The sequence below is a fragment of the Mycoplasma sp. P36-A1 genome (assembly GCF_049478495.1).
Classification (GTDB): Bacteria; Bacillota_I; Bacilli_A; order JAJDGJ01; family JAJDGJ01; genus P36-A1.
The window spans coordinates 1,072,934-1,099,411 of the sequence record NZ_CP168083.1; the positions used below are offsets into that span (position 1 = coordinate 1,072,934).

The 26,478-nt window shown below is 26.4% G+C and carries 25 protein-coding genes; 6 read left to right on the top strand and 19 right to left on the bottom strand.

The annotated features are described in order from the left end of the window. From ACD762_RS05125 to rlmN, 7 genes are read right to left on the bottom strand one after another with little or no spacing between them, the layout of a single operon-like run. On the bottom strand, positions 1-3,036 hold the full coding sequence (locus ACD762_RS05125) for a DNA polymerase III subunit alpha (protein ID WP_423362878.1): 3,036 nt from the start codon (positions 3,034-3,036) through the stop codon (positions 1-3). A 28-nt stretch (positions 3,037-3,064) separates the two neighbouring features. After that, positions 3,065-3,676, bottom strand: a complete 612-nt coding sequence (locus tag ACD762_RS05130; protein WP_423362880.1) for a thiamine diphosphokinase — start codon at positions 3,674-3,676, stop codon at positions 3,065-3,067. Next, positions 3,663-4,328 carry a ribulose-phosphate 3-epimerase gene (gene rpe / locus ACD762_RS05135; protein ID WP_423362882.1) on the bottom strand — a complete coding sequence of 222 codons (666 nt, stop codon included), beginning with the start codon at positions 4,326-4,328 and terminating at the stop codon, positions 3,663-3,665. The genes ACD762_RS05130 and rpe overlap by 14 nt, the downstream gene beginning before the upstream one ends. Continuing rightward, the gene (rsgA, locus tag ACD762_RS05140) at positions 4,328-5,206 is read right to left on the bottom strand and encodes a ribosome small subunit-dependent GTPase A (RefSeq protein ID WP_423362884.1); all 879 of its coding nucleotides are present in this window, start codon (positions 5,204-5,206) and stop codon (positions 4,328-4,330) included. Before rsgA ends, rpe begins: the two co-directional genes overlap by 1 nt. Before the next feature lie 13 nt (positions 5,207-5,219). Further along, positions 5,220-6,959, bottom strand: coding sequence for a Stk1 family PASTA domain-containing Ser/Thr kinase (gene pknB / locus ACD762_RS05145; protein ID WP_423362886.1), 1,740 nt, complete (start codon positions 6,957-6,959; stop codon positions 5,220-5,222). 1 nt (position 6,960) lies between these two features. After that, positions 6,961-7,689 (bottom strand): Stp1/IreP family PP2C-type Ser/Thr phosphatase, encoded by a 729-nt coding sequence (locus tag ACD762_RS05150; protein WP_423362888.1) that lies wholly within the window; start codon positions 7,687-7,689, stop codon positions 6,961-6,963. Further along, entirely contained in the window at positions 7,610-8,728 is a 1,119-nt protein-coding gene (gene rlmN / locus ACD762_RS05155; protein ID WP_423362890.1) for a 23S rRNA (adenine(2503)-C(2))-methyltransferase RlmN, read from the bottom strand. Before rlmN ends, ACD762_RS05150 begins: the two co-directional genes overlap by 80 nt. 276 nt (positions 8,729-9,004) lie before the next feature. Between rlmN and ACD762_RS05160 the strand changes: the two genes are divergently transcribed. Both ACD762_RS05160 and ACD762_RS05165 read left to right on the top strand, forming a co-directional pair. Further along, positions 9,005-9,622 (top strand): acetate uptake transporter, encoded by a 618-nt coding sequence (locus ACD762_RS05160; protein ID WP_423362892.1) that lies wholly within the window; start codon positions 9,005-9,007, stop codon positions 9,620-9,622. Between the two features lie 114 nt (positions 9,623-9,736). Then, positions 9,737-10,189 (top strand): hypothetical protein, encoded by a 453-nt coding sequence (locus ACD762_RS05165; RefSeq protein ID WP_423362894.1) that lies wholly within the window; start codon positions 9,737-9,739, stop codon positions 10,187-10,189. A gap of 49 nt (positions 10,190-10,238) precedes the next feature. Here ACD762_RS05165 and ACD762_RS05170 read toward each other — a convergent pair whose 3' ends face one another. From ACD762_RS05170 to gmk, 4 genes are all read right to left on the bottom strand, one after another. Further along, entirely contained in the window at positions 10,239-10,460 is a 222-nt protein-coding gene (locus tag ACD762_RS05170; RefSeq protein ID WP_423362896.1) for a hypothetical protein, read from the bottom strand. Positions 10,461-10,732: 272 nt separating this feature from the next. Next, on the bottom strand, positions 10,733-11,998 hold the full coding sequence (gene rsmB, locus ACD762_RS05175; protein ID WP_423362897.1) for a 16S rRNA (cytosine(967)-C(5))-methyltransferase RsmB: 1,266 nt from the start codon (positions 11,996-11,998) through the stop codon (positions 10,733-10,735). 9 nt (positions 11,999-12,007) lie between these two features. Continuing rightward, positions 12,008-14,158 (bottom strand): replication restart helicase PriA, encoded by a 2,151-nt coding sequence (gene priA, locus ACD762_RS05180; RefSeq protein ID WP_423362899.1) that lies wholly within the window; start codon positions 14,156-14,158, stop codon positions 12,008-12,010. A gap of 49 nt (positions 14,159-14,207) precedes the next feature. Then, positions 14,208-14,768, bottom strand: coding sequence for a guanylate kinase (gene gmk, locus ACD762_RS05185; protein WP_423362901.1), 561 nt, complete (start codon positions 14,766-14,768; stop codon positions 14,208-14,210). A 174-nt stretch (positions 14,769-14,942) separates the two neighbouring features. Between gmk and ACD762_RS05190 the strand changes: the two genes are divergently transcribed. From ACD762_RS05190 to ACD762_RS05200, 3 genes are all read left to right on the top strand, one after another. Next, positions 14,943-16,571 carry an Rqc2 family fibronectin-binding protein gene (locus ACD762_RS05190; RefSeq protein WP_423362903.1) on the top strand — a complete coding sequence of 543 codons (1,629 nt, stop codon included), beginning with the start codon at positions 14,943-14,945 and terminating at the stop codon, positions 16,569-16,571. A 5-nt stretch (positions 16,572-16,576) separates the two neighbouring features. Further along, positions 16,577-17,836, top strand: coding sequence for a peptidoglycan editing factor PgeF (gene pgeF / locus ACD762_RS05195; protein ID WP_423362904.1), 1,260 nt, complete (start codon positions 16,577-16,579; stop codon positions 17,834-17,836). A 138-nt stretch (positions 17,837-17,974) separates the two neighbouring features. Beyond that, entirely contained in the window at positions 17,975-18,493 is a 519-nt protein-coding gene (locus ACD762_RS05200) for a hypothetical protein (RefSeq protein ID WP_423362906.1), read from the top strand. A gap of 35 nt (positions 18,494-18,528) precedes the next feature. On the opposite strand, the gene ACD762_RS05205 is transcribed toward ACD762_RS05200, so the two are convergent. Further along, complete coding sequence (locus ACD762_RS05205) at positions 18,529-19,710, bottom strand: NAD(P)-dependent malic enzyme (RefSeq protein WP_423362908.1); 1,182 nt, start codon at positions 19,708-19,710, stop codon at positions 18,529-18,531. A gap of 271 nt (positions 19,711-19,981) precedes the next feature. On the opposite strand from ACD762_RS05205, the gene ACD762_RS05210 reads away from it, so the two are divergent. Next, on the top strand, positions 19,982-21,715 hold the full coding sequence (locus tag ACD762_RS05210) for a hypothetical protein (protein WP_423362910.1): 1,734 nt from the start codon (positions 19,982-19,984) through the stop codon (positions 21,713-21,715). Between the two features lie 309 nt (positions 21,716-22,024). On the opposite strand, the gene ACD762_RS05215 is transcribed toward ACD762_RS05210, so the two are convergent. The 7 genes from ACD762_RS05215 to ACD762_RS05245 form a co-directional block, all read right to left on the bottom strand. After that, the gene (locus ACD762_RS05215) at positions 22,025-22,618 is read right to left on the bottom strand and encodes a hypothetical protein (RefSeq protein WP_423362912.1); all 594 of its coding nucleotides are present in this window, start codon (positions 22,616-22,618) and stop codon (positions 22,025-22,027) included. 467 nt (positions 22,619-23,085) lie between these two features. Then, complete coding sequence (locus ACD762_RS05220; RefSeq protein ID WP_423362914.1) at positions 23,086-23,394, bottom strand: RnfABCDGE type electron transport complex subunit B; 309 nt, start codon at positions 23,392-23,394, stop codon at positions 23,086-23,088. A gap of 2 nt (positions 23,395-23,396) precedes the next feature. Further along, on the bottom strand, positions 23,397-23,594 hold the full coding sequence (locus ACD762_RS05225; protein ID WP_423362916.1) for a hypothetical protein: 198 nt from the start codon (positions 23,592-23,594) through the stop codon (positions 23,397-23,399). Next, on the bottom strand, positions 23,581-24,153 hold the full coding sequence (locus ACD762_RS05230) for an electron transport complex protein RnfA (protein ID WP_423362918.1): 573 nt from the start codon (positions 24,151-24,153) through the stop codon (positions 23,581-23,583). The genes ACD762_RS05225 and ACD762_RS05230 overlap by 14 nt, the downstream gene beginning before the upstream one ends. Position 24,154: 1 nt before the next feature. Then, on the bottom strand, positions 24,155-24,859 hold the full coding sequence (gene rsxE / locus ACD762_RS05235) for an electron transport complex subunit RsxE (protein ID WP_423362920.1): 705 nt from the start codon (positions 24,857-24,859) through the stop codon (positions 24,155-24,157). A gap of 15 nt (positions 24,860-24,874) precedes the next feature. Continuing rightward, positions 24,875-25,387, bottom strand: coding sequence for an FMN-binding protein (locus tag ACD762_RS05240; RefSeq protein ID WP_423362922.1), 513 nt, complete (start codon positions 25,385-25,387; stop codon positions 24,875-24,877). 15 nt (positions 25,388-25,402) lie between these two features. Further along, positions 25,403-26,476, bottom strand: coding sequence for an RnfABCDGE type electron transport complex subunit D (locus ACD762_RS05245; RefSeq protein ID WP_423362924.1), 1,074 nt, complete (start codon positions 26,474-26,476; stop codon positions 25,403-25,405). Positions 26,477-26,478 lie beyond the last annotated feature (2 nt).

Below are 26,478 nucleotides of genomic sequence, written 5' to 3' on the forward strand. Positions count from 1 at the left end.
TTAATTTTTATTAAGCACTTTAATATTATCTACTATAATATTATCTACTTCTTTTTCATCTTCTTTACCAATAATTAGTATAACATTTTTAACATTCAAAATTGGTTTTATTCTGATGTATGTTTTGGGAAAGATGATTAATGTTTTACTAACATATTGATCACTTACTCTTACAAATGCCATTAGTTGTAGATTTTTCTTTGTTTTGATTTCTTTTATACTGTCTACTATTGCTATTGCTTGTTTATTATCTTTGATGTTATCTAGTATTAGTTGTGGATTATCTTTTAAGTATTTATCTAAAGGATTATTCTTTAAATATAATTTAAGTAATTCATATTCATGATTCAAGACTTCTTCTGTTTCTTGATATGGTACTATTTTTGGGGGAGCAACTACATTTAATGGTAAAATAGTTTGATTTGAATCTAGATTATTTATCTCTATGTAGTTTTGTACTTTTGTAAGATTTTCTATCATAGTTTTTCTATTATATGAAAATCCATCAAAGGCTCCAGCATAGATTAAGTTTTTTATGGTACTTTCATTTATATGGGCCATCTTAAGTTTAGCAACTGCATCTATATATGAACTAAAATGATTATTGTTTTGTTCTCTTATTTCAATAATAGATTTTGCTGCTGCTTGTCCAATTCCAGCAATACTTGTAAATGGTAAAACAAAATAATTGTCTATGTTATTAAATTTTAATGTTGATAGATTTATGTCTGGTGTTTTTAATTTTAGATCATAATCTTTCATTTCAAAGGCATATTTTTTTATTTTATCAACTTTATTGATATTTGAATACAAAACGTTGTTGAAAAACTCTTTAGGATAGTTTGCTTTTAAGTATGCTAAATAATAACCTAACAATGCATAACTATAAGCATGGGCTTTATTAAAACCATAATCAGAAAATTGTAGTATCATTGCAAATACTTTAGTTGCTACTTCATGTGAATAACCTTTCAAAGTTGCATTTTGGATAAAGTCTGTTTTAATATTTTCTAAAACTTTTATTTGTTTTTTTGCCATACCTTTTCTTACTATATCAGCTTTTGCTAATGAAAATCCTGCCATTACCTGTGTTATTTGCATAATTTGTTCTTGGTATACAATTATTCCATAAGTTTCTTGTAGTATTGGTTTTAAATCATCTACAATATAATCTACTTTTTCTAGATTATTTTTTCGAGCAATATAGTTATCGATATATTTCATTGGTCCAGGTCTAAATAAGGCCGTTGTAGCAACCATATCATTGATTGAGTCAATTTTCATTCTTTTTAAAACGTTGATAACACCATCACTTTCAAATTGAAATATACCTAATGTTTTACCTGATGACATTAAATCTAAAGTTTTTTTATCATTAAGTGGTATTTTATTTAAATCAATTTTTTCTTCAATATCATCTAATATTCCACTTAGTACATCTAGTGTTTCTAATCCAAGTATATCCATTTTATTTAAGCCTATATCTTCTAGATAAGTCATATCATATTGTTCTAATAATGGTTGTTCTTGAATTTTTATTGTTGGAACATATTCTATTAGTTTTTCTTTTGTTAAAAGTATTCCTGCTGCATGTGTTGACATATGTCTTATAATATTTTCTAATTTTATTGCTTGATGATAAACAAAATTCAGTTTTTCATCTTGATCTAACATGTAATTTATTGCCTTTTCAGTTTTAAGTAGTTCTATTAATCGTACTTTAGCAACGTCAGGTATTAGTTTTTTTAGATTATTTACTTTATAATCTGGTAACTGCATCACTTTAGCTACATCACTTAAACTATTCTTTGCTTGAAAGGTTCCAAATGTTACGATGTGTGCTACATGTTCATAACCATATTTGCTTATTAAATATTGAATTACTTCTTCTCTTTTATTTGTTTGAAAATCAACATCAATATCTGGTAATGATATTCTTTCTGGATTTAAAAATCTTTCAAAGATAAGATTATTAATTATTGGATCTACATTTGTTATTCCAAGTGTATATGCCACTAATGATCCAGCTGAACTCCCTCTTCCAGGGCCAACTAAGATATTATTGCTTTTAGCAAATAAAACATAATCATAAACAACTAAAAAGTAGTTTGAATAATTCATTTTTATTATTATACTTAATTCATATTTTAATCTATTTAGATAATTATTTGGAATTATATCTGTTTTAAGTCTCTTTTTTAAGCCATATATGCTTAATGATGTTAAATAATCATTTATTTCTTTTGTAGTTGACTTAAACATTGGAAGAGTATCTATTTGAGGAAGTATAATGTCAGAAAATTGCATTATAAATGTTTGTGTATTATTAATTGTTTGAGCATCTTTGTTCTCTTTTAATTGTTTCTCATCTTTTAAATATTGATTACCTTTTAAACTATCGATTTTACTATCTAATTTTGTTTGATTGTCTATTGCTTGTAATATTTTTAGTGTTGCTTCATCTTCGGGTTGATAATAGCGTACTGGATTTGCTAATATTTCTTTTTCATAATTGTAATCTATTCTGAATTGTTTTATGAATTCTTCATCAAAATAGTAGTTATCTACATAATAGTAAAACTGGTTAAAATTTTCTTTGTAAAAATTTAAAGTGTCTTGATAATTATCATTTTCTAGTAAATAGTCTTGATAAATTTTACTTTTTAGAATATCTATTACGATAAATAAGTTTTCTTGATTGTCTTTAAGACTGTCTAATTCAAGGTATTTTTTATTATTTTCATATAGTATTGAACTTATTTTTTGTAAAGTTTTGTAACCTTGTATGTTTTTAGCATAGGCAATTGTTGTATAACTACTATACTGATCTTTTATTTCAAATTCTAAACCTAAGATAGGTATAATATTATTTTTTTGTGCAATTTTTATAAATTCTAAAGCACCACCAAAGTAGTTCAAATCACAAATTGCTGCATATTTTGAATTGTTGTTTTTTGAAAAATTGATGATATCTATTGGTTTCAATAAACTATTTTTGTTTGTATAATGTGATTTTACATTTAAATTTATTAACACTTTAATTTTCCTTTCTTAAAAAAAGATATTATCTAGAGGCAACCATGATAATATCTTTATTTGTAATTATTTCACTATTATTTAATATTTCGTTTGATATACATAATGTATCATCACTTTTAAGTAGATAATCATTTAAGGGGTATTCAAAGTTCTTTAAGGTAATAATAGTATTATCTTCTATATTAAAAAATGAGAAGTATTTATATTTTGATGCATAGTTGTCTAATGATGTTCTAGTACTAGTAATAACTTTAATAATTGAATAATCATCGTAAAAATTCAAGTTGCGATATTTTTTTAATAAATTTATATTTATTAAGCTGTGATCAATCCTTTTTCCTATTGCACCATAAACATTGACATGGTTATATTTAAGTTTATATGCTTCTATTATTGCACATTCTAAATCTGTATAGTCTTTATGGGGGTTTAGTTTTACTATTTTAGTGTTATTTGCACTCAATATATCAAGGTAATTTTTTTCTAAACTGTCAAAATCACCTATCGCTAAGTTTATGTCGATGTTTTTATCAATTAAATAGCGACAGCCTTGATCTACACCTATAAAATCACCTTTTTCATACTCTAATGAATAAGGAATACTTGCAACTATATTAACACTTTTATTTGACATCATAGATTAATGTTTCAACTGCTGCAGCAAAATCTTCTTTTTTAAATAAATATGAACCTGCTACTAGTACTTGCGCACCTGCATTGGCAGCTTGTTGTGCAGTTTCTTCATTAATTCCACCATCAATTTGTATTAGATATTTAGCTTTATTTTTAGCTTGGTATTCTTTTAGATATTTTACTTTATCTAAACTATTAAGCATAAAACTTTGTCCACCAAATCCTGGCTCTACTGACATGATTAATACTAAATCAACGATATCAAGAATAGGCATAATATCTTCAACATTTGTTTTTGGTTTAATTGAAACACCTGCTTTTAAACCTTTTTCTTGAATGTATTGAATTAGTTGTTTTGTTTCTTCTATATCTTTAGTTGCTTCATAGTGAAATACTATTAAATCAGCTTTTGCATCAATAAATAAATCAATAAAGAATTTAGGATTATTCACCATTAAGTGTACATCTAAGAATCGATTAGAGTTATTTTTGAACACTTCTAAGATTGTTGGTCCAAAACTAATATTTGGTACAAAATGTCCATCCATTACATCAAAGTGAATCCACTCTGCCTTTGAATTGTCTATTTTATTTATATCTTCTTTTAAATTTAAAAAGTTTGCTGATAATATTGATGGTGCTATTATTGTTTTCATTAATATTTTTCCTTTCTATTTTTTATCTCGTTTAAAAAATATAAATAGTTATTATATCTTTCTTGGGGAATAATATTTTGTTTTACTCTTTCTTTTACTTCACATCCTGGTTCATTTTCATGAAGGCAGTTGTTGAATTTACAATATTGACTAGCTTCTTTAAAATCATGATATGAATGTGCTAATTCAATTGCTGTTAACATTTCTAAATCTAGACTAGAAAATCCTGGACTATCTGCAATCCATCCAACTTTTGTTTGAAAGATTTCTACATGTCTAGTTGTATGTTTTCCTCTTCCTAATGCTTTTGATATTTCATTTGTTTTTATATTAAATTGTTGGTCCATTGAATTTAGAAGTGAAGACTTTCCTGCACCTGATTGTCCAACTAAAACACTTATTGAATTATTCATTTTATCTGTTAACTCTTTTAAATTCTTAGTATCTTTTATGCTTGTAAAGTATACTTCATATCCACTATTAAGGTAGTCTTTAAAATCATCTTTAGCACTTTCAAGACTTTTGGCTAAGTCGGTTTTAGTTACCACTATTATTGGCTTAATTTGATAGTTTTCAATTATTGCTAGAAATTTATCTACTAAGTTAGTAGAAAAGTTTGGCTCTTTATAACTTGTGACAATTAATGCTTGATCAATATTAGCAATAGCTGGTCTTATTAAAATATTTTTTCTTTCTAATACTTCTAATATGTATCCTTGATCATGATCTAATATTTCAATTATTACATTATCCCCAACTACGGGTTTGATATTTTGATGTCTAAACTTACCACGTGCTCTACATTTCAGTATTTTATCTTTTACTTGAACATAGTAGTTACCACCAGTAAGTTTTAAGATTATCCCATTTTTTTCCATTTTGTATTCCTAACTATTCATTTGTACTTGTGTTGTCTTCTGCTTCAGCATCTGGAACTGTTGTTCCATCATTTGAATTATCAGTATTAGGCTCTGATGGTGTTGTTGGTTCTTGAACTTCACATGTTAGTTTAACAGTAGTTCCTTTTTTAACACTATCTCCTGCTGCTTTATTTTGTGATTTAACTACAGCATCCTCTGTACAGTTATTAGTTGTTACTAATAATCCTAATTCTTGTAATTTACTATATGCAGTTGAATAAGAAAATCCACTGACATTGATTACGGTAACTTTTGCTTCTGTTGCTACTACAATAGTAACTGAACTTCCAGGAACTAACTCAGTTGAAGCAGTTGGATTCATAGATAATACAGTGTATTGTGGTTGATCTGATTCTTGAGTTTCAACATTAACTTTAAAACCTTGAGCTTGTAGCTTTGATGTAGCTGCATCTTGCATTAATCCAACGACACTCTCAACTGCTATTGGTTTTTGCCCTGAAGATATTTTCAATACTATTTTAGCATCTTTTTCTAATTGTGTTTCCGCAACTGGATTTGTTGAAATTACATTACCTTCAGCAATATCGCTTGAATACTCTTTTTCAACATTAATTGTAAAGCCTTCATCCTCAGTTACTTTTAATGCTGTTAACTCTTCGGTTGCAACTTGTTCAGTTTTATCAATTAAATCTGGCATTTTAATATCTGTCATATTAGAATTTGGACCAAAGATTAAAAATAGTACTACACCTAATACAGCAACTGCTGCTATTATTGCTGCAATAATTCCTTTTTTCTTATTTGACATTCTTGTCTTATTTGGTTTTAATTGTTTATCTATTTCGTTTCGATCCATTATTATTGTTTCAGATGGTTCTTCAACTTGATCATCTTCAACATTAAATACTGGTTCATTTTCTTTATATTGACAATCTACTAAATCAATTAGCATATCATGAGCTGATTGATAACGATAATTTTTATTTTTAGCTGTAGCTTTCAAGACTATATTTTCAACAGCTTGGCTTACATCACTACCTACAATCTCTCTTACTGATGGTATTTTTTCTTCCATATGCATTAAAGCAATATTGACTGCACTGTCTCCTGCAAAAGGAATTGTTCCAGTTAATAATTCAAACATTACTATACCTAATGCATAAATATCACTTTGTACTGAAGCTTGTTGTCCTTTAGCAAGTTCAGGTGCTAAGTAGTGAACTGATCCCATTATTGAATTTGTTTGTGTTAGTTGTGCTGAGTTTTGGGCAATAGCAATCCCAAAGTCAGTTAACTTTACTTCTCCATCACTTCTAACCATAACATTTTGTGGTTTAATATCACGATGTATTACATGGCGTGAATGCGCGTGTTCTACTGCTGATACTAATTGTTCCATTACATCTATAACTTCTCCTACTGAAAGTGGTCCATGTTGTTTAATTAATTGTTTTAAGGTTTTACCTTCAACATACTCCATAACTATATAATGATAACCTTGTTCTTCTCCAACATCAAAAACTTGAACAATGTTTGGATGTTCTAGTGTCGTAGCTGCTAATGCTTCACGTTGAAATCTTTTTACAAATGTTTCATCATGTGAAAGGTCTCCACGCAATACTTTTATTGCAACATTTCTTTCTAAAATAGTGTCTTTAGCTAAATATACATTAGCCATTCCACCCTCTCCAATTTGATCTATTAATCGATAACGATTATTTAAAAGATATCCATTGTTACTGTTATCCATATTAGTTTACCTCCATTAAAACTACTGATATATTATCATAGCCACCATTTGCATTGGCATCATTTATTATACTTATTGCTTTTTGAGAAATTGGTAATGAACTATCTAAAACTGTTTGTAAATATTTTTCATTTACTAAATTGTATACTCCATCACTACACAGTAATAATGTACAGTCTTTTTTAGCAAGTTCATAAATATCAATTTGTGGTTCATCCATAGTACCTATTGCAAACATCAACACATGTTTATTTGGATGGTTTAGTGCTTCTTCACTACTTATTTTCCCATTTTTAAGTAATATGTTAACTAGTGTTTGATCCTCTGTAATTAAGCTTAGTTCTCCTTCATTAATAACATAAGCTCTAGAATCACCTACATTAGCTATCATAATAAATTTTTCTGTTACTAAAGCTATACAAAGAGTTGTTCCCATACCCTGAAATTTTTCTTCATTATCTGATTTTTCTTTTACTAGTTTATTTGCTGCCATTATTGCATCAAACAGCCACTGACTAGCTTCATCTTTTGATGCAAATTCTTTGGCATCTATAAAGTAGTCCAAGACAGTTTTAGCAGCTAATAATGAAGCATATGCTCCTGCTTTATGACCACCCATTCCATCACATATTATTCCAATGGTATCTAAATTATTGTTTGTATAAACAAAGGCTTGGTCTTGATTTGATTCTCTGACTTTTCCAATATCAGTTATTGCATATTTCTTCATAAACTCACTCCTTTTCTTTTTTGCTTCTTAGTTGACCACAGGCTGCATCAATATCAGTTCCATGTTCTTTTCTAATAGTTACATTAATTTTGGCATCTTTTAAGTATTGTGAAAATTTATTAGCTTCATTTCTTGAAACATTTTTAAAAGTTGTATTATCAACTGAATTGTATGGAATTAAATTTATATAAACATTCATTCCTCTTGCATATTTTATCAAATTCTTAGCATCTTCTTCTGAATCATTAATACCTTTAAGTAGTATGTATTCAAATGTTACTCTTCTATTTGTTTTTTGAATGTATTGATTAATACTCTCTTTAAGTACTTGTAAATCATCTTTAACATTAATTGGCATTAATTTACTTCTAGTTTCATTTATTGCACTATGTAAAGATATAGCAAGATTTGTTTGTAAATCTTCATTCATATATTTATTAATACCCTCAATTATGCCACATGTTGAAATCGTAATATGTCTGGCTCCAATTGCTAAACCAAAAGGATTATTGATGTTTCTAATAAATTTCATAACATTGTCATAATTATCAAAAGGTTCACCTATTCCCATTACAACAACATGTGAAACACGTTCTTCATTAATTTCAATATCTTTTTGAACTAACATAACTTGAGCTGTTATTTGTCCACTAGTTAAATCTTTAACTTTTTTTAACTGTCCTGATGCACAAAAAGCACATCCCATATTACAGCCTATTTGTGAAGATACACAAACACTATTACCATAATTATAACGCATCAAAACTGTTTCAATGTAATTTCCATCTTTTAATTTAAACAAGTATTTAATTGTACCATCTAAACTTTCTTGTTTAGTATGTAAAATTAACTCATCAAAGTAAAAACTTTCATTTAATTGAGCTATTATATTCTTAGATAAATTACTCATTTTTTCAAAAGAATCTACTCTTTTTACATATAGCCATTCATATACTTGCTTTGCACGATATTTTTTTTCATTTATTTGTAAGAAGTACTCTTCTAAGTCTTCTAAGTTTAAATCATATATATATTTCATTGTTTAATCACCTTTATATATTATAAACTAAATCTTTGCTAAATACTATGTAATATTATAGACTTTTTATCGTTACATTTCACAGTATTTATAATATAGCTTTATGAATATAGAACTAAAATTTGATTTATTAATAATACAAATTCCAACATTTGTTTATTTTAACTAATTTTAAACTTTAATAACTGTTATTTAAGTTTTAACTAGTTGATAACTTCATTGCGTCTTGATAGAATTACTATGCAATAAAAAATATTAAGGAGCAATAATAAATAAATGGAAAAAACAAACAGTATTAATGTAAAGCATGTAGTAATTGATCCATCAGCAATTGGTTTATTTGGATTAGCAATGGTTACTCTTGTAGCATCATCTCAAAAATTAGGAATTACATCTGGAGTTTCTGGAATTATACCTTGGGCAATCTTTTTAGGAGCAATAGCTCAACTAGTTGCAGCAGCTTATGATGCTAAACATAACAATGTCTTTGGAGCAACAGCTTTTTTTGGATATGGATTATTCTGGCTAGGAATTGCCTCTACTTGGATGGTTCAAAGCGGTATATTTGGAGCTGAATTTCAAAGTGCTTTTGATCCAAATGAATTAGGAATAGCTTTTATTGGATATTTAATTTTCACATTAATCATGACTATAGGAGCAATTGAAACTAATAAAGTATTATTAATAATTTTTATTCTTATTGATTTGCTGTTTATTGGATTATCATTATCAACTTTTGGAATTGCTTATCATGAAACTCATATGTTGGCTGGTTTTGCTAAATTAGGTATTGCCATTGTCTCATTTTATGGTGTTGCAGCTAATGTTTTAAATCAACATTTTAACAGAACATTTTTACCCCTAGGTAAGCCTTTAGGAATATTTAAAAAATAGTTATTTAAAAATCCAACATTATCTAAATAGTGTTGGATTTTTATGTCATTAAATTACTCTAGTTATGGTTTATTAAATAGGTTATAATTATATTATACAAATTTGGAGGTTACTATGAAAAAATATCTAATTTTATTATTAATTTGCTTTAGTATTAGTGGCTGTAGTATAAAGCATATAGATTCAGAAAAAAATTTAAATATTGAGACTAATATTAAAAAGGATGATATTAGTATTGTTGAACAACAACTTTTAAATCAATTTAGTGATACACTTGGTAATTTTGCTACAGCTAAAATCACAAAAAGTGCAAGTAATTCTTATACTATAGTTATTACGCCTTTAATTGATACACCTTTATTTAATCTTGCTACTTTACTATCTAAAAACTCTTTTATTAATCAAGAGTGGAACTCGATAAAGGATCAATTAATTAAGTTATCTAACTCTTTTGATATAGAACAAACAAAAGTTGATAATACCATAATTATTATGCATCCAAATAAAACTGATATTATTTTAGAGATTGAAAATGGAAAAGTAACTAAAGATAATTATAATTCTTAATAAAAGCCAGGCTAATAAAGTTAGCCTGGCTTTTATTGTGAATATGTGTTTATGAATTTATTTTATTCTTTTTAAACTTTGAAACTGCATAATAAAACATTGTTACTAGTAAAATTGAATCAAGTACTTTATCAAACAATAATCCTAGTATAAATGATTTAATTGCTAATATTATTAAAAAGAAGGTAATTACTAAATTTAATAAGAAATATTTACTTTTAGGATTATATAATTTTTTGATATTATTTGTGTATTGGTTTAATGTTTTCATAAAAGGCCTCTTTCTTTAAAACTATTTTTATTTCTTTATTAATAAACATTATACTATTATAATTTCAAATTACAACATGTAGATAGTATTAAAGTTGTTAATTTAATATTAAATTAACATTAATTTAAATTAATATCGTAACTTATATTCGCTTAAATATTAATTAAATATAAAATTTGATAATTGATATTAGAGTAATTCTATAAAAACTGAATATACAAAAAGAAGAAATCACAGTCTAAAAAAATTGTGGTTTCTTCTTATTTATACTATTATTTTTTTATTATTTTAGCCATGTAAAAACCATCGCCATCTACTTCAAACCCAAGGATTTGTTTTTGAGCTATTAAGGTTAAATCATCATTATGTTTTTCAATGAATTTAGCTATCATTGTTTCATTTTCTTTTTTATTTATCGTACAAGTAGAGTAAACTAATGTTCCACCTTTTTTTAGTAATTGATAGGCTTGCTCTAATAATTTTCTTTGAACATCCATTATTTCATCCATTCCTTGTCCTATATTTTGATATTTTATTTCAGGTTTTCTTTTTATAACTCCTAGTCCTGTACATACAGCATCACATAATATCAAATCATAACTTTCTGTTGGTATTGTTTCTGTTAGTTTAGTCGAGTCATTTAAATATGTTTTTATACTTTTTAAGTCTAGTCTTTTAGCACCTTCATTTATTAAATCAATTTTATGAGCATATATATCAATTGCATCAATTTGACCCTTATCTTGCATTAATTCTGCTAGATGTGTTGTTTTAGTACCTGGTGCTGCACACATATCAAGAACTTTCATATCTGGTTTAGGATCTGCAAAAATTGCAACTTGTTGTGATGAAAAATCTTGTATACTTATGTATCCTTTAAGATACATTTCTTGTTTTGTAAGATCTCCTTTTAAATAATAATAGCCATTTTCGACTACTTCTGATTTCTTTACATTTGGATCTTTTAATACTTCATCTAATTTATTTGATAAAATATTGTATCTGATATGCGTTTTAGCAATTGCATTATTTGATTTTAGTATTTTTAATAGTGTTTCCTCACCATATTGTTTTTTTAACATTTTTATCATCCATAGTGGATGAGAATAATTTATTGCTAAATCTTTATCAGCATTATCTGTTTTAGCATAAATAAGTGGTAATTCTAGCAATTGTTTTAATAGTGCTACAACAAATCTTTTAGCATTACGATCTATTACTTGTTCTGTAACCTTTTCAGCTTGTTGAATAATTGCATAGTCTGGTATTTTAGTTAAAAAATGTTTTTGAAACAATGACATTATTATAATACATAGCTGTTTATTATTTAATTTATCATAATGGACTTGTGTTAATTGATAGTTTAATAAATCAAAATTTTGAATTGTTCCATAAGTTATAGTTGTACATAGTCCTTTATCTTTTTCACTTAAAGCATTCATACTTTTTTGTAAAATTAAATTTGAATATCCTTCTTTAAACATTACTTCATATATTGCTTCATAAGCAACTAATCTTGGGTTTTTATAGTCTTTCATTATTTTCTCCTAATAGTATTCTGTATCTATTTGTAATTTTATATTTCTATTTTTAGCATAGATCATTTTTAGCTTGTACAGTTGTTTATATATTATATCATAATCTTTATATTTTACGATAATGGCTTTTTTATAAGTATTGGCAACTTTATGTAAGATGTAGTATTCTCTTTCTACTATTATATTATCTTGATTATTATAGTATTTTTTTAAGCTTTGTTCTGCCTTTTCTACTTCTATTTCAAGTTGTTTTTCATCAATTGATGAAAAAGTTAAAAGAGCTAGGTAATAGTATGGTGGATTATTACTCTGTCTTCTTTTGGACATTTCTAAACTGTAAAAGCCAAGATAATCATGGTTAATAGCCTTTTGAATTACATAATCTTGTGGCATAAAGGTTTCAATTACTACTTCTCCTTTTCCACTAGCTCTTCCACTTCTTCCTTGAACTTGTACTAATAAAACAAACGCATTATATGCTGCATCATATTGATTAAATGATAAAGATGAATCAATATTTAAAACTACTACTAAATCGGCATTTGCAAAATCTAATCCTTTAGCAATCATTTGTGTTCCTATTAATATATCACTTTTTTGTTCATTAAAATTATTGATTATAGTTTCTAATGCTGCAATGTTTTTAACACTGTCTTGATCTATTCTTGCTACATTATAACTATTAAATTTTTCTTGAATATATTCTTCTATTCTTTGTGTTCCAAAACCTATTTTTTTAAATTCTTTACTATGACATGTAGGACATTCTTGTAAGTTGGTTATTTTATAATCACAATGATGACAGATTAATGTATTTTCTTTTTTATGATATGTTAGTGGTAAATCACAATTAGGGCATTTTATTATTTCTTTACAACTTCGACATTGAAAGAAATTATAATAGCCTCTTCTATTTAGTAAAACTATTATTTGTTTAGAATTATCTAAAAACTCTTGCATTTTATTAAGAGTAGTATCACTAACGATATTAGCTATGTTTTCATAGTTTAAATCTACTATATTAACTTTAGGCAAATTCAAATTATTTACTCTTTGATTAATACTTACATAGTTATATTGTTTGGTGTAAGCCTTAGTAAAAGTGTTCATACTAGGAGTTGCACTACCTAAGACTATTTTAGCATTATGATATAGTGCTCTTTGTTGTGCAATATCAATAGTATTATATGTAACATTATTATTTTGTTTAAATGAACTATCGTGTTCTTCATCTATTATTATTAATCCTAGATTTTTTATTGGTGCATATATTGCTGATCTTGTACCAACTATTACTTTAACATCGTTGTTAACTATTTTTTGGTATTCTTGATATTTAGCATTGTCAGTTAATTTTGAATGTAATATAGCAATGTTATTTTCAAATCTTGAAGCAAACCTTTGTTGCATCATTAATGTAAGGGTAATTTCAGGTACTAGAATTAGAACTGACTTATTATTTGAAACATAATGCTTAGCTAAATGTAAATATACTTCTGTTTTACCTGAGCCAGTTATTCCATGTAACAAACTAGTTGTTTGTTTTGTCTCAATAATTGCATTATAGGCTTTTTCTTGTAAATTATTTAGTTTTTTAAAATCTTTTTGTTTTTGATCAACTAAACTGTAAAGTTTATTATGTTTAATTTTTTTTGCATATCCTTTTTCCACTAAACTATTAGCACAGTAACTTGAAAATAATTTAGTAAAGTCTTTTAATAGTACTTTTTCACTATTTTTTAAATATTCTTTAGCTTTTAAGGTTTTTCCTTTTATTACTTCATTAGATTCTTGATAGTAGATCCATACAACTTGAGAAACTTTTGTTTTATCATCTAATCTCATTTTAGATGGTAACATTGTTGTAATTGCATCCATTTTTGATACTAAGTATTTTTTTTGCATGAATAATGCTAAATTATATAACTCATCATTTATTAAAGGTGTTTGGTCTATTACTTTAGTTATTTCTTTTATTTTAAAATCTTTTTTGTTATTAATCATACCTTCTTCTACATTAATAACTAAACCTATTATTTCTTTATTATTAAAGTTTATTTGAACTCTTGAATATTTTTTTACTTCATTTTTACTATAATAAGTATATTCTTGATTTAGTAAGATATTTTTATATTGAACTAAAATATTGATTGTATACATTAAACTACTCCCCCCTTTCAAAATAAAAACTAAAGATTAACTCTTTAGTTTAAACATTATCTCTAATAATTGCATCAATTTCTGATACGGTTTGTTCTAAATCATTATTTTCTACAACAAAACTATAGTTATTTGTAAGAGTAAGTTCATACTTAGCTTTATTTAGTCGTTGTTGAACTACTTCTTCAACTTCTGTTCTACGCCCTCTTATTCTTCTTTCTAACTCTTCTATTGTAGGTGGTACTATAAAGATTGTTAATGCTTCTGGTACCATTGATTTAACTTGTGTTGCTCCTTGTACTTCTATTTCTAATAAAACATTTTTTCCTTCGTTTAATAATTGTTGAACGTAAGCTTTTGGTGTTCCATAATAATTACCAACAAATTGTGCCCACTCAATTAATCCATGCTCTTGAATTTTTGCTAAAAACTCTTCTTCGCTAACAAAGAAATAATCTACACCATCTTGTTCACCAACTCTTGGTTTTCTTGTTGTCATTGAAATTGAATATGCTAGATTTAAATTAGATTCTTCAAACAGCCTTTCTCTTATTGTTCCTTTTCCAACTCCACTTGGTCCACTTAATATTATTAGCTTGCCTTTTTTCAAATAAATCACTCCTAAATGTACTTAGTTAATTATATATTTTATTTAGAAATATTTCAATATGTACTTGTGAATAAGTTATCTTTATCACTATAATTACACAATTAGTATTAAGTCTTGATTAAAAGATTCATATATAATTACTTTATATATGTTATAATTTACTGGGTGATAAAAATGATAGATGGACTATTAACAACAATCTTAGTAAAGGATTTAAAAGAAAAAATTCTTACTGGAAAAATACAAAAAATATATCAATTGAATGATTTTGAATTGTTATTTAAAATAAGAGCAAATAGAAAGAGTTATCAACTTATTAACTCTATACAAAGCAATACATTTAGGTTGCATTTAAGTGAAAACAATTATCAAACATTAGATACTCCTACAAACTTTACTATGGTTTTAAGAAAACAATTAGAAGGTGGGATTATTAGTGATATTAAGCAAACTGAAGCAGATAGAAGTATTATTTTTGAAATTACTAAATTAAATGAATTAAGAGATGAACAAAAAAGATATCTTATATTTGAATTAGTAGGAAGACATTCAAATACTATTTTAACTGATGAAAATTTTAAAATTATTCATACTTTGAGATTTGTTCCTTTATCTATGGGAACTGTTAGAATTATGCATAAAGGTGCTTACTATGAACCTTTAGTATCTGATAAAAAGAATCCTTTAAAATCTATTGAAAATTCTAGTGACTATACAAAAGAGTATCAAGGATTTAGTTCGATGATTAATAAAGAATTTCTACATTTAAATACTCAAGGATATGATGCAAGTTCTATTTTAAAAGAATATCTTGATTCTAATAAGGTTTATGTTTATGATGATATTATTTCAATGATTCCTTTAAACTATACTTCAAAAGAATATAAGCAATTTAATGATATTAATGCTGCTTTTGATTATCAATATTCTAAAGAAAGTAGTGAAAAGTCGATTAACCAAATCTTTAAGAAAGAGATTAAAACAATAAAATCAACAATAAAAAAGAATTCACGTAAAATAGATAAATTATCTAATGATTTAATTGTTAATCAAAACAATGATAATTTAAAATATGAAGCTACTTTAATTTTTAATAATATTTACTTATACGATAAGAATAAGCGATATGATCAAATTGATGTATTTGATTATGATTTAAATAAGAGTATAACTATCGTTCTTGATTCTAAATATACTTTAATAGAAAATGCAAGTAGAATCATGAATAAGTATAATAAAGCTAAAAATTCACTATCTTTTATTCAAGAACAAATTGATCAAGCTACCATAATTAATGATGTCTTATCAAATAGTCTTGAAAATTTAGAATATGCTAATATTAATGATACTAGTGAAATTATTGATGAACTAGTTAGTAAAAAATATATTCATATTAAAAATCATAAAATATCTAAGAAAAAGAAGAAAGCACCAATGTATGAAACATACATTACTCCTGATAATACTACTTTATTTGTCGGTAAAAATAATATTCAAAATGATTATATTACCTTTAAATTAGCAAGTCGCTTTGATACATGGACGCATGTTAAAGGTATTCCAGGTTCTCATGTTATTATTCATTCTGAAAATGTTACTTCAAATGATTTAGAATGGGGAGCAAGATTAGCTTTATATTATTCAAAGGCATCTAAAGACATAAAGTATGATGTTGATTACACTTTAGTTAAAAATTTAAAAAAATTAAAAGGTGCTAAATTAGGTATGGTAACATTTAATACTAATGAAACTATTACAATTGATAATAATTATGAATTAATACTTCAATTAAAGAGAGGATAAATAATATGTATTATACTTGGATTAATGATGATAATGTCTTAGCAATTACTTCAAATAATAAAGATGGAGTATCATCTCTACCTTTAAATAATTTAAATTTTGGCTATCATGTAAATGATAAAAAAGAAGATGTGGATGCTAATTACAACATTCTTGCTAATGATTTAAATATTGATGTTAATAATATTTACTATCTTAAACAGATACACAGTTCTAAAATTATTAAGGTAAACAAAGGTTTGCTAAATCCTATTGATCAAGCAGATGCTTTATACACAAAAGAACCTGGTGTCTACATATCTGTATTTACAGCTGATTGTTTACCAATATTAGTATATGATTATAAAAGTAACATTGTTTGTGCTATTCATGCTGGTTATGCTGGCTCTGCAAAACTTATTGCTTTTAATACTATAAACTATCTTGTAAAAAATGAATGTTTAAATCTAGAAACTACTAAAGTTTTTTTAGGGCCAAGTATAATGCAAGATAGTTATGAAGTTGATGATTATGTTAAAAACTTAGTTAATGCATCTAAAATATTTGATATTGAAAAATTATTTAAAACTAAGAGTAATGGTAAATATTTATTTGATAATAGATTATATAATACTTTACAATTACAAAAAGCAGGTATTCTTATTGATAACATTCAATATTTAAATCATGATACCTTTACATATAGTGATTATTTTTCATATAGAGAAAATAAGAATTGTGGTCGTATGATAAGTTTAATTGGCTTAAAAGAAAATAAAAGAAACTATCGTAAATATGCTAAATCTATAATAATTAAAGATAAAGAACAACAAAATACTAATATATTAGAGCAAGTTAATGAGTTAATAAATAAAAACAACTATCAAAATATTTTTATTTATTTACCTATGTCAAATGAGGTAGATTTAACATCTTTAGCTAATAATTCTAAATTAAATATTTATATTCCTAAAATTATTAAAGATGGTCAAATGGTAGCTGTTAAATATGATCCTACAAAAGTAAGAATGACTAAGTTTGGCTGTTTAGAAGCATATAATGATGATACAATTGATCCAAGAGAATTGGATTTGATTTTAGTTCCTGCTGCTGCCTTTGATAAGAAAAATGAACGACTTGGTCATGGTAAAGGTTTCTATGATCGTTATATTATTAAAGCAACAAATTCAGCTATAGTTGGTATTAGCTTTAATGAATTTATATTTGAAAAATTACCTACTGATTCTTATGATGTAAGAATGGATAGTGTCATAACTTATAAATAAGTAATATCTTTATTGTTTATTACATCATAGATGTAACTAAATATCATAATTAATTGTATAGTTTTTATTAAATAAAGCCTTATGCTTTATTATTACAACTATTTGGTATAATATTTTATATTATAAGGGGGTAATACTATGAACATATTAGACTATAGTAATCAATCTTCAGATATTGGTACAATAGATGAGTTTAAAGTTGAATTAAATGATGTTATTGATAAGTACAGTGAATATACTATTAAAAGTAACGATTTCATTGATGCTAAGAAAAAAGAATGTTTAGAGTTTGTTTTCAATAAAGTAATTAAAAATACTATAAGTGATGAAATAATATTGAATGACTTATACAATTTAGCTTTAGAGAATAATATATATCAAACTGAAATAATACAGGAAAGATATAAAGATGCATTAACTACTTTAAATAAAAGTAAAGGTGAAAATTTAGAAACATCTACTGATTTTAAAAATATGATTACATTTCTTTTATATAAAATGGCTGATAATTTAGTGACTGAATTTGAATCAAACATGAGTCAAAAAACACTATCACTTGCTAATATAATATATTATCTAAGATCTGTTATTGTTATTGATGAAAGCAATGTTGCAAACTTTATAGCTGAGTATAACGAATGTAAAATTACATTATAAAAAACTATCACTTGAATGAAGTGATAGTTTTTTTGTTATTTTATTCTAGCAACATTTGTATCTATTGCTGCTTGTTTGACTGCATTACTAATTCTTTCGACAACTCTTTCATCAAATGGACTAGGTATTATATACTCTCTACTAAGTTCTTCATCGCTTATAATACTAGATAAAGCTTCTACTGCTGCAATTTTCATTTCAGTGTTAATTGCTTTAGCTCTAACATCTAATGCCCCTTTAAAAATACCAGGGAAAACTAAGACATTATTAATTTGATTTGGATAGTCACTACGACCTGTTGCCATTATAGCTACTCCTGCTTCTTTAGCTAGTTCTGGTTTTATTTCAGGATTAGGATTAGCCATTGCAAATATAATAGCATCTTTATTCATTGATTCTGCCATTTCTTTTGTAACAATGTTAGCTGCTGATACTCCAATAAAAACATCTCCACCCTTAATTGCTTCAGCTAATTTAGGTGAGTCAGTGATAACTTTTCTTTCTTGAATCATATCAACTAAACCATCAATTAAATCTGGTGTTAATTCTCCACTAAATATCTCTCCATTGATATCACATAAAGAAAAATTCTTAACTCCATAGACTGCAAATAGTTTTACAATAGCTACTCCTGCAGATCCTAGACCATTAACAACAACTTTAATGTCTTCTATTTTTTTATTAACTACTTTTAAGGCATTTACTAATCCAGATAGACATACTATTGCAGTTCCGTGTTGATCATCATGAAAAACTGGAATATCTAACATCTCTTTTAATTTTTCTTCAACATAAAAGCATTTTGGAGCTTTAATATCTTCTAGATTAATTCCACCAAATACTGGAGCTATATTTTTAGCTATTTGTATTATTTCATCTGCATCTTGCGTTTCCACACATATTGGAAAAGCATTAACATCTGCAAATGATTTAAATAAGGCTGCTTTACCTTCCATTACTGGAATTGAAGCTTTAGCTTTGATATCTCCTAAACCTAAAACTGCACTACCATCACTAATAATAGCAATAGTATTTCCCTTAATTGTATAATCATATACTTTGCTTTCATCATCAGCTATTTCAATACATGGTTGTGCAACACCAGGTGAATATAGAAGTGATAATTCTTCTTTAGTTTTAATTGGCATTTTAGTTTCTGTACTAATTTTACCTTTTAACTTTTTATGCAACTCAATTGATTGTGAATATACGTCCATAAATATCTCCTTTGTTTAATTCCTATTGTTTACTTACTTAATTGTAACATTTAGCTTGTCTAAGTTAAAGGTTCTATCAAATATTATTATAAAAATCTCTTATTATTTAGTCATATTAGATGGTTGTTAATATATTGTTACTAATTATTAATTGTTTATTTATTGATAATCATAATATTATTTTCACTTAATTAATTTTAACTTAATATATTTAAAGCATTATGGTATAATGGTTTAGACAAATAGTGAACAAATTGAAAGGTGGCCAATAATGTTAAATATATATATTAAAAATACTATAAAGAAAATACTACCCTTTATTATGATAATCATAATAATAAATATAAATCAAACCTTTGTAATGGCAAATGAAAAAGATGATGTTACTAATTATCAAGCTGGCTACAGTAAAATCAATAAATATACTAATAATAAGTACATCTTTTCTATAAGTGATAAAAATATTAATGATAGTTTGTATTGTGATGCTCAATGTCAAAAGAATAAATGTGATATTTTAGATGATTTGAATATTGAATGTGATATGAAAGCAATAAAAGTTGATGATTCTATTATAAACATCACTACTTTAGCTGAATGGAATAATTTTGCTACAAATAGTATTAATATTAAGAATAAAAATATTAATATTGTAAAAGATATTAATTTTTCTGGATCTAATATGAATACTGCTACTATAAATAAAAATGTAATTGTATATGGAAATAATAAAGCATTTATTGGTACTTCAAAAGTACTAATAGCTAAAAACTATGGACAGATTGTTAATTTAAACATTAATAATGCAAGAATTCTTAATAATGATAATGCTAATAATCAAGGAGTTATTTCATATAATTATGGTGTAATTAAAGATGTAAATTTTTATAAAATCAATGTTGTTGGTAATAATTATTGTGGTATTATTTCTGAAAATAAGGGTATTGTAGAAAATATTAAGGCTAGTAAGGTTAATGTTGTTTGTAATGATATTGCTGGAGGATTAGTTGCTAATAATGTTTCTTCTAATAAGAATAAAACTTATGCTAAAAGAGTAATTAAACAAGCTATTATTAAGAATGTTAAACTGGATAATATACGTTTAAAATCTAAAAGAGCTAATAATAATAAAAAATATAGTAATTTAGCTTTCAATGGTAGTAAAAAATCATATGAAGGTGATTATTTTGGTGGTATTGTTGGGTATAATAGAAGTGCTATTATTAGTAATAGTTCAATAAATAATATAAGAATATATGCTGATGATGCTATTGGTGGTATTGCTGGTATTAATCATAAGTCCCCTTCTATAAATAAAAATGCAAAAATTAACGATGTAAAAGTCTCTAATATTAAAGTTTATGGAGGTAAAAGAATTGGTGGAGCTGTTGGCTTTAACTTACAAAAATATGATAGTAATAAATACTCATGGATTAGTTATAAAGGTAGTAAGTATAAGAATTTACAAGCTAGCATAAACAATGTAAATATTTCAGGTGAAGTTTATATCAAAGGTTATTCTGAAGTTGGTGGTATTGTTGGAATAAATAATTTTGCTAGACTTCACAACAGCACTTTTAATGCTAAGAAAGCTAAGTATCATGTTTATTCTTTAAATGATGAAGCTGCTGGAGCTATTGGAGACAATGAGTTTGGTTATGTTTCGAATACAAAAACAAATGCTAATTCTTATGCTAAAGTTTTTCAAGCTGCTGGTTTTGTTGCTGATAATGAAGGTACACTTAAAAATTGTATAGCTACTGGTAACACCTACTCTAAAAAAGAAATTGGTGGCTTTGTCGCAAGTAATTTAGGTGTTATATATAATTCAAAGGCAAAAGGTAATGTCTATGCTACTTCTAGTAGTTCTGTTGGTAATTTTGCCGCTTATTCTAAAAAAGAGACTTATAAAGGCTTAACTCTAAAAGGAAAAATTATCAAATCAAGTACTAATAATAAAAGATACATAAAAAATAAGAAGGTTACAAACTTAAAGGTTGCCTAGTTAATTATAGTTTAAAACACTAGCATATTTAGATATATAATAACACCCATTAAAGTTAGAATTTATACTAACTTTAATGGGTGTTATGTAAAATTATACATTTAAGTTTCAGTCTAGTCATTTATATAAACATATTAAATAAAATATAAATATAAAATATAATTATTGTAATAAATAGTAATATACTTATAATATTCTTTTTGTTTTTTAAATAAGTATAGCTTGTTAATAAAGCTGGGAAAAATAGTATGGGAAACAAGTATTTATTGTATAGTGATAATGATAAAAATGGTAAAACTATGAAATAAACTATCGCAACAATAGAATAAATACATAATTGTATGTTGAATTTAAACTTCATCATTTATACGGCTTAATAGTTAGTGGTCCAACAATCCAACTAATAAAACCATCATTGTTAGTTGAATACAGTTGTTGTATATTGCTATTAAAACCTTTACAACCCGCTTTATCATTTAAATAACCTACTATTGATCCTACAGCTATTGGTGCCCATAATGCAGCAGATGCTCCCATTTTTAATACTATTTTTTTTGCTAATGTTGCTTTTGACATAGATGCTATACCATTTAAAGTTAAAGATAATCCTAAATCTGAATTGCTTATTTTTATTGTAGTATTATATCTTGAATTTGAATACTCAGTATTCAATAATTCATTATTTAAGACTGGATCACTATTTATAAGTTTGCTACTTTCATTCTTAGAAAAACCCATATCAAGTAGATGTTTATATATGTTTTCTTTTGTTATTATTGTATTGTTGTTAGTTTGAATATTAATTTCTTTATTATTGCTAATTGCTGAAACTGAGTTGTTATTTAATATATTAATTCCTAAAGTAAGGTAAAAAACAAGCACAATAAATTTTACATTTTTCACATTTTATTCTCCTTCAATTTGTTTTAATACTTCTTATCTTTTCAAATTTAATGATACCTAGGCGCTTATATTTGATAAATAAAGTATATCAAACCAACTTTTAAATTACAATCTATTTTTATAGTGTATTATAGATACATAAAAATATTTTAATAAAGTTAAAAAATATGTATCTTAAATATGATTTAGTAATTTATTATTAATTTTATTTTAACAATACATATAAAAAGAATATAAGTTTAAATCTTATAACTAATGTTAATCTATCTTATATGATATATGTAAAATATCCTTTTTTATGATTATATTATTATTAATGATCTTAATATAATTAAAGTAAATGAGATTAAACTTCTCTATATTTATTTTATTAGCAACATTATTTATAGTATAATCTAATGTAAAAAAGCACAAAAAAAGCTATAATGTTTGATTAATAATCAATACATTATAGCTTTTTATAATAATTATTTAACTTTTGCTATATTAAATTTTTCGCCATTTGGTCCTTCGGCTGTTTCCATATATTTATAGATTTCTTCTTTAGCATCTTCTTTAATTGGTTTACAATTTGAAACTCTACCAGTTTCTTCGACGATTGCTTCAGCTAAACCCATACATCCTGGAAATCCACATGCTCCACAGTTAAATTGAGGTAGCATATCATTAATTGTTTTAACTCTTTCATCAATTTCAACTTGAAGAAATTTGTCAGCTAATCCTAGGATAACTCCTAGAACAATACCCATAATAGCAAGTGTAAGTACTGCATACATTATTAGTTTTCCTCCTTATTTTTTCTTTCAGCTTTGTAATGACCACAACTTATGTTGTGACATCCACCACAATCTGCCATATCAATATCTAATGGTTTTTCTGTATTATTATTTAAATAATAAGTTAGGAAAAACATTGATACAATAATTGCCACAAAGCCAAGTAACACTAAGAATTGCATGATCTTAAACCAATCCACCTAGGCCAAAGAAAGCAAGTGCCATGATTGCAGCTGTTACAAGTGCAATTGGATTTCCTTTGAATGATCTAGTTATTGGAGCTATCTCTAATCTTTCACGAATAGTAGAGAATACATACATTATTAATGTAAATCCTAATGAGATACCGATTGAATAAACTAATGTTTCAGCAAATCCATATTCATTAGTAATTACTGCATTTGCAGTACCTAATACGGCACAGTTTGTAGTAATTAATGGAAGGAAAACTCCTAAAGATTTATATAATGATGGTGAGAATTTTTTAATAAACATCTCAACAAATTGTACTAGTGATGCGATAACTAAAATAAATGCAATTGTTTGCATATATTCTATTTTTAAAGGTACTAGTAACATATTGTATACTACATAAGCAAGGATAGATGCTATGAAAATAACAAATGTTACGGCTGCACCCATACCTATAGCTGATTCACTTTTCTTTGATACTCCAAGGAATGGACAAATACCTAAGAATTGAGTAAGGATAATATTATGAACTAGGGCAGAACCCATGAACAATAGGAATAATTCCATATTAAGCTACCTCCCCTTGTGTTGCAGCTTTAGCAGCTGCAGCTTTTTTTTCTGCTGCGATTTTTTTAAGCTCAGCAATACGAGCTTTTTCAGCAGCATCTTTTTTATCTTGTTTACTATTTGAATAGATCATTGTAATACCAGCTAGAGTTCCTAAAGTTAGGAATGCTCCTACTGCTGTAGTAAATGCTCCGATTGCAAAGTCTGCAGGGAAAATTTGAATTCCTGCAATAGCTCCTGTTCCAAGTAATTCTCTACAAAATGCAATTACGAATAGTGCTAAAGTAAACCCTAATCCCATTCCTAATGCATCTAGTGCTGATTTACCAGGTCCATTTTGTGATGCAAATGCTTCAGCACGACCTAAAATGATACAGTTAACAACGATAAGTGGTATAAATACTTTCATTGAATCGTATAATGATGGTGTATATGCTTGCATAAACATTTGTAAAATAGTAACTAATGTTGCGATAATTACGATGAAAACCGGTATACGAATTTCATCTGGTACAATATTTCTAACTAATGAAATAATGATGTTTGAAAGTAGTAATACTGCAAGTACACCTACTCCCATACCAAGAGCATTAACAACAGTAGTTGTAACACCTAATGATGGACACATTCCAAGGAATAATACGAATACAGGATTTTCTTTGAAAATACCAGCTGAAAAGATTTTCATTAACTCATTTGATTTCATTTCTAAAAGCCTCCCTTAATTATTACTTTTCCAGTTTGCAATTGCTGCATCTACTGCTGTTTTTACAGCTGAAGTTGTAACAGTTGAACCTGTAATAGTGTCGATTTCATCATTAACAGTTTTTTCAGTATACTGATTAATGTAATCTTGATTTGTTGTGATTTGAGTTCCATAACCTGGAGTCTCAGCTTGAGAAATAACTTTCATTCCTCCAAGGCTTCCATCAGTGTTAATTGCAAGTAACATCGCAATTTCACTTTGGAATCCGTTTGTTTTTATTTCATAAACAGTTCCTTGAGCTTCTTTACCTTTTACAGCTTTATAAATACCAGTGATTGGTTTTTCTGCTGCTTCTTGAGCTTCAAAATCTTCAGCATCTGGATAAAGTTCAGCTAAAAGTTTATTTGTTTCTGCTTGTGTATTTCTTTGAATAATTACTGATGTAATATCGTTTACAAAGTATAATGCAGCTGATGCTAATATACAAATTGCGCTTAGAAATACGGCTAATTTAACTATTTTTTTCATATTATATTACCTCGCCTAACCTTGTGCAATTTTGAATAAAATTGTTAGTAAAATGCAGACAATTGCTACTACAGCTACTGATAATGCTTTTTTACCTGTATTAACATCTGTAACATTTGCAGTAAATTTATCAATCATTGGCACAAACATATTACAAATTAAAATTGAGAATACTACACCTTCTGGTAAACTTGCAAAAAGTCTAATTAAGAATGTAATAGTTGCAAATAAAATTGCATATATAATTTTACCTTGACGAGAAATTGGATTTGTAACTGGATCTGTAATCATTAATACAGCTCCTAACATTAATCCACCTGCAAACATATGAACATATACATAATTTAATGCATGTCCATCAAAAGATCCAATAATAAATGCAAGTAATCCTACAAATAAAACGGCAACTACTGGTAAAACCCAGTCAATTACTCTTCTATAAGCAAGGAAGATTCCTGCTATGATTAATGGGATAACCATTGTTTCACCTATTGATCCACCATGTGTACCAATTAAGAATGAAGTAAAATCAGTTACTGATCCTTTTACTGCATTGATTCCACCACTACTAGCTAAAGAAGCTAATGGTGTAGCTGAAGCAAGACCATCTATTTGTGGTACAACTAATAAAGCACCAAATGCAAGTAATGCAAATGCACGACCAACTGCAGCTGGGTTAAAGATGTTGTAACCAAATCCACCATAAATTAATTTACCAAATAATTCTGCAATAATTGCAGATATTAATGTTACATATAAAATCATGTTGCTTGATAAATCTCCTAATGGAAGACATAAAGCTAAAATTAAACCTGTTATAAAAGGAACATTTTCATTTACTTTAGCTTTCATTTTATTACCAGTAATTTTAACAGCTTTAAAATATAAAAAGTCTGTTCCTACACAACCTATTACTGCAACTACCATGATTAAGAAAGCTCTTATTGCTCCTGTCATTCCATATAAGTTGAATTGTAGTATTAAACTACAAATACTAATAAATACTAACGCTATCATTAAATCTTTCATCATTTGTTTAGTGCTTAATGGATGATGATAATTTGGAGATAGACTATATTTGAATTTCATTA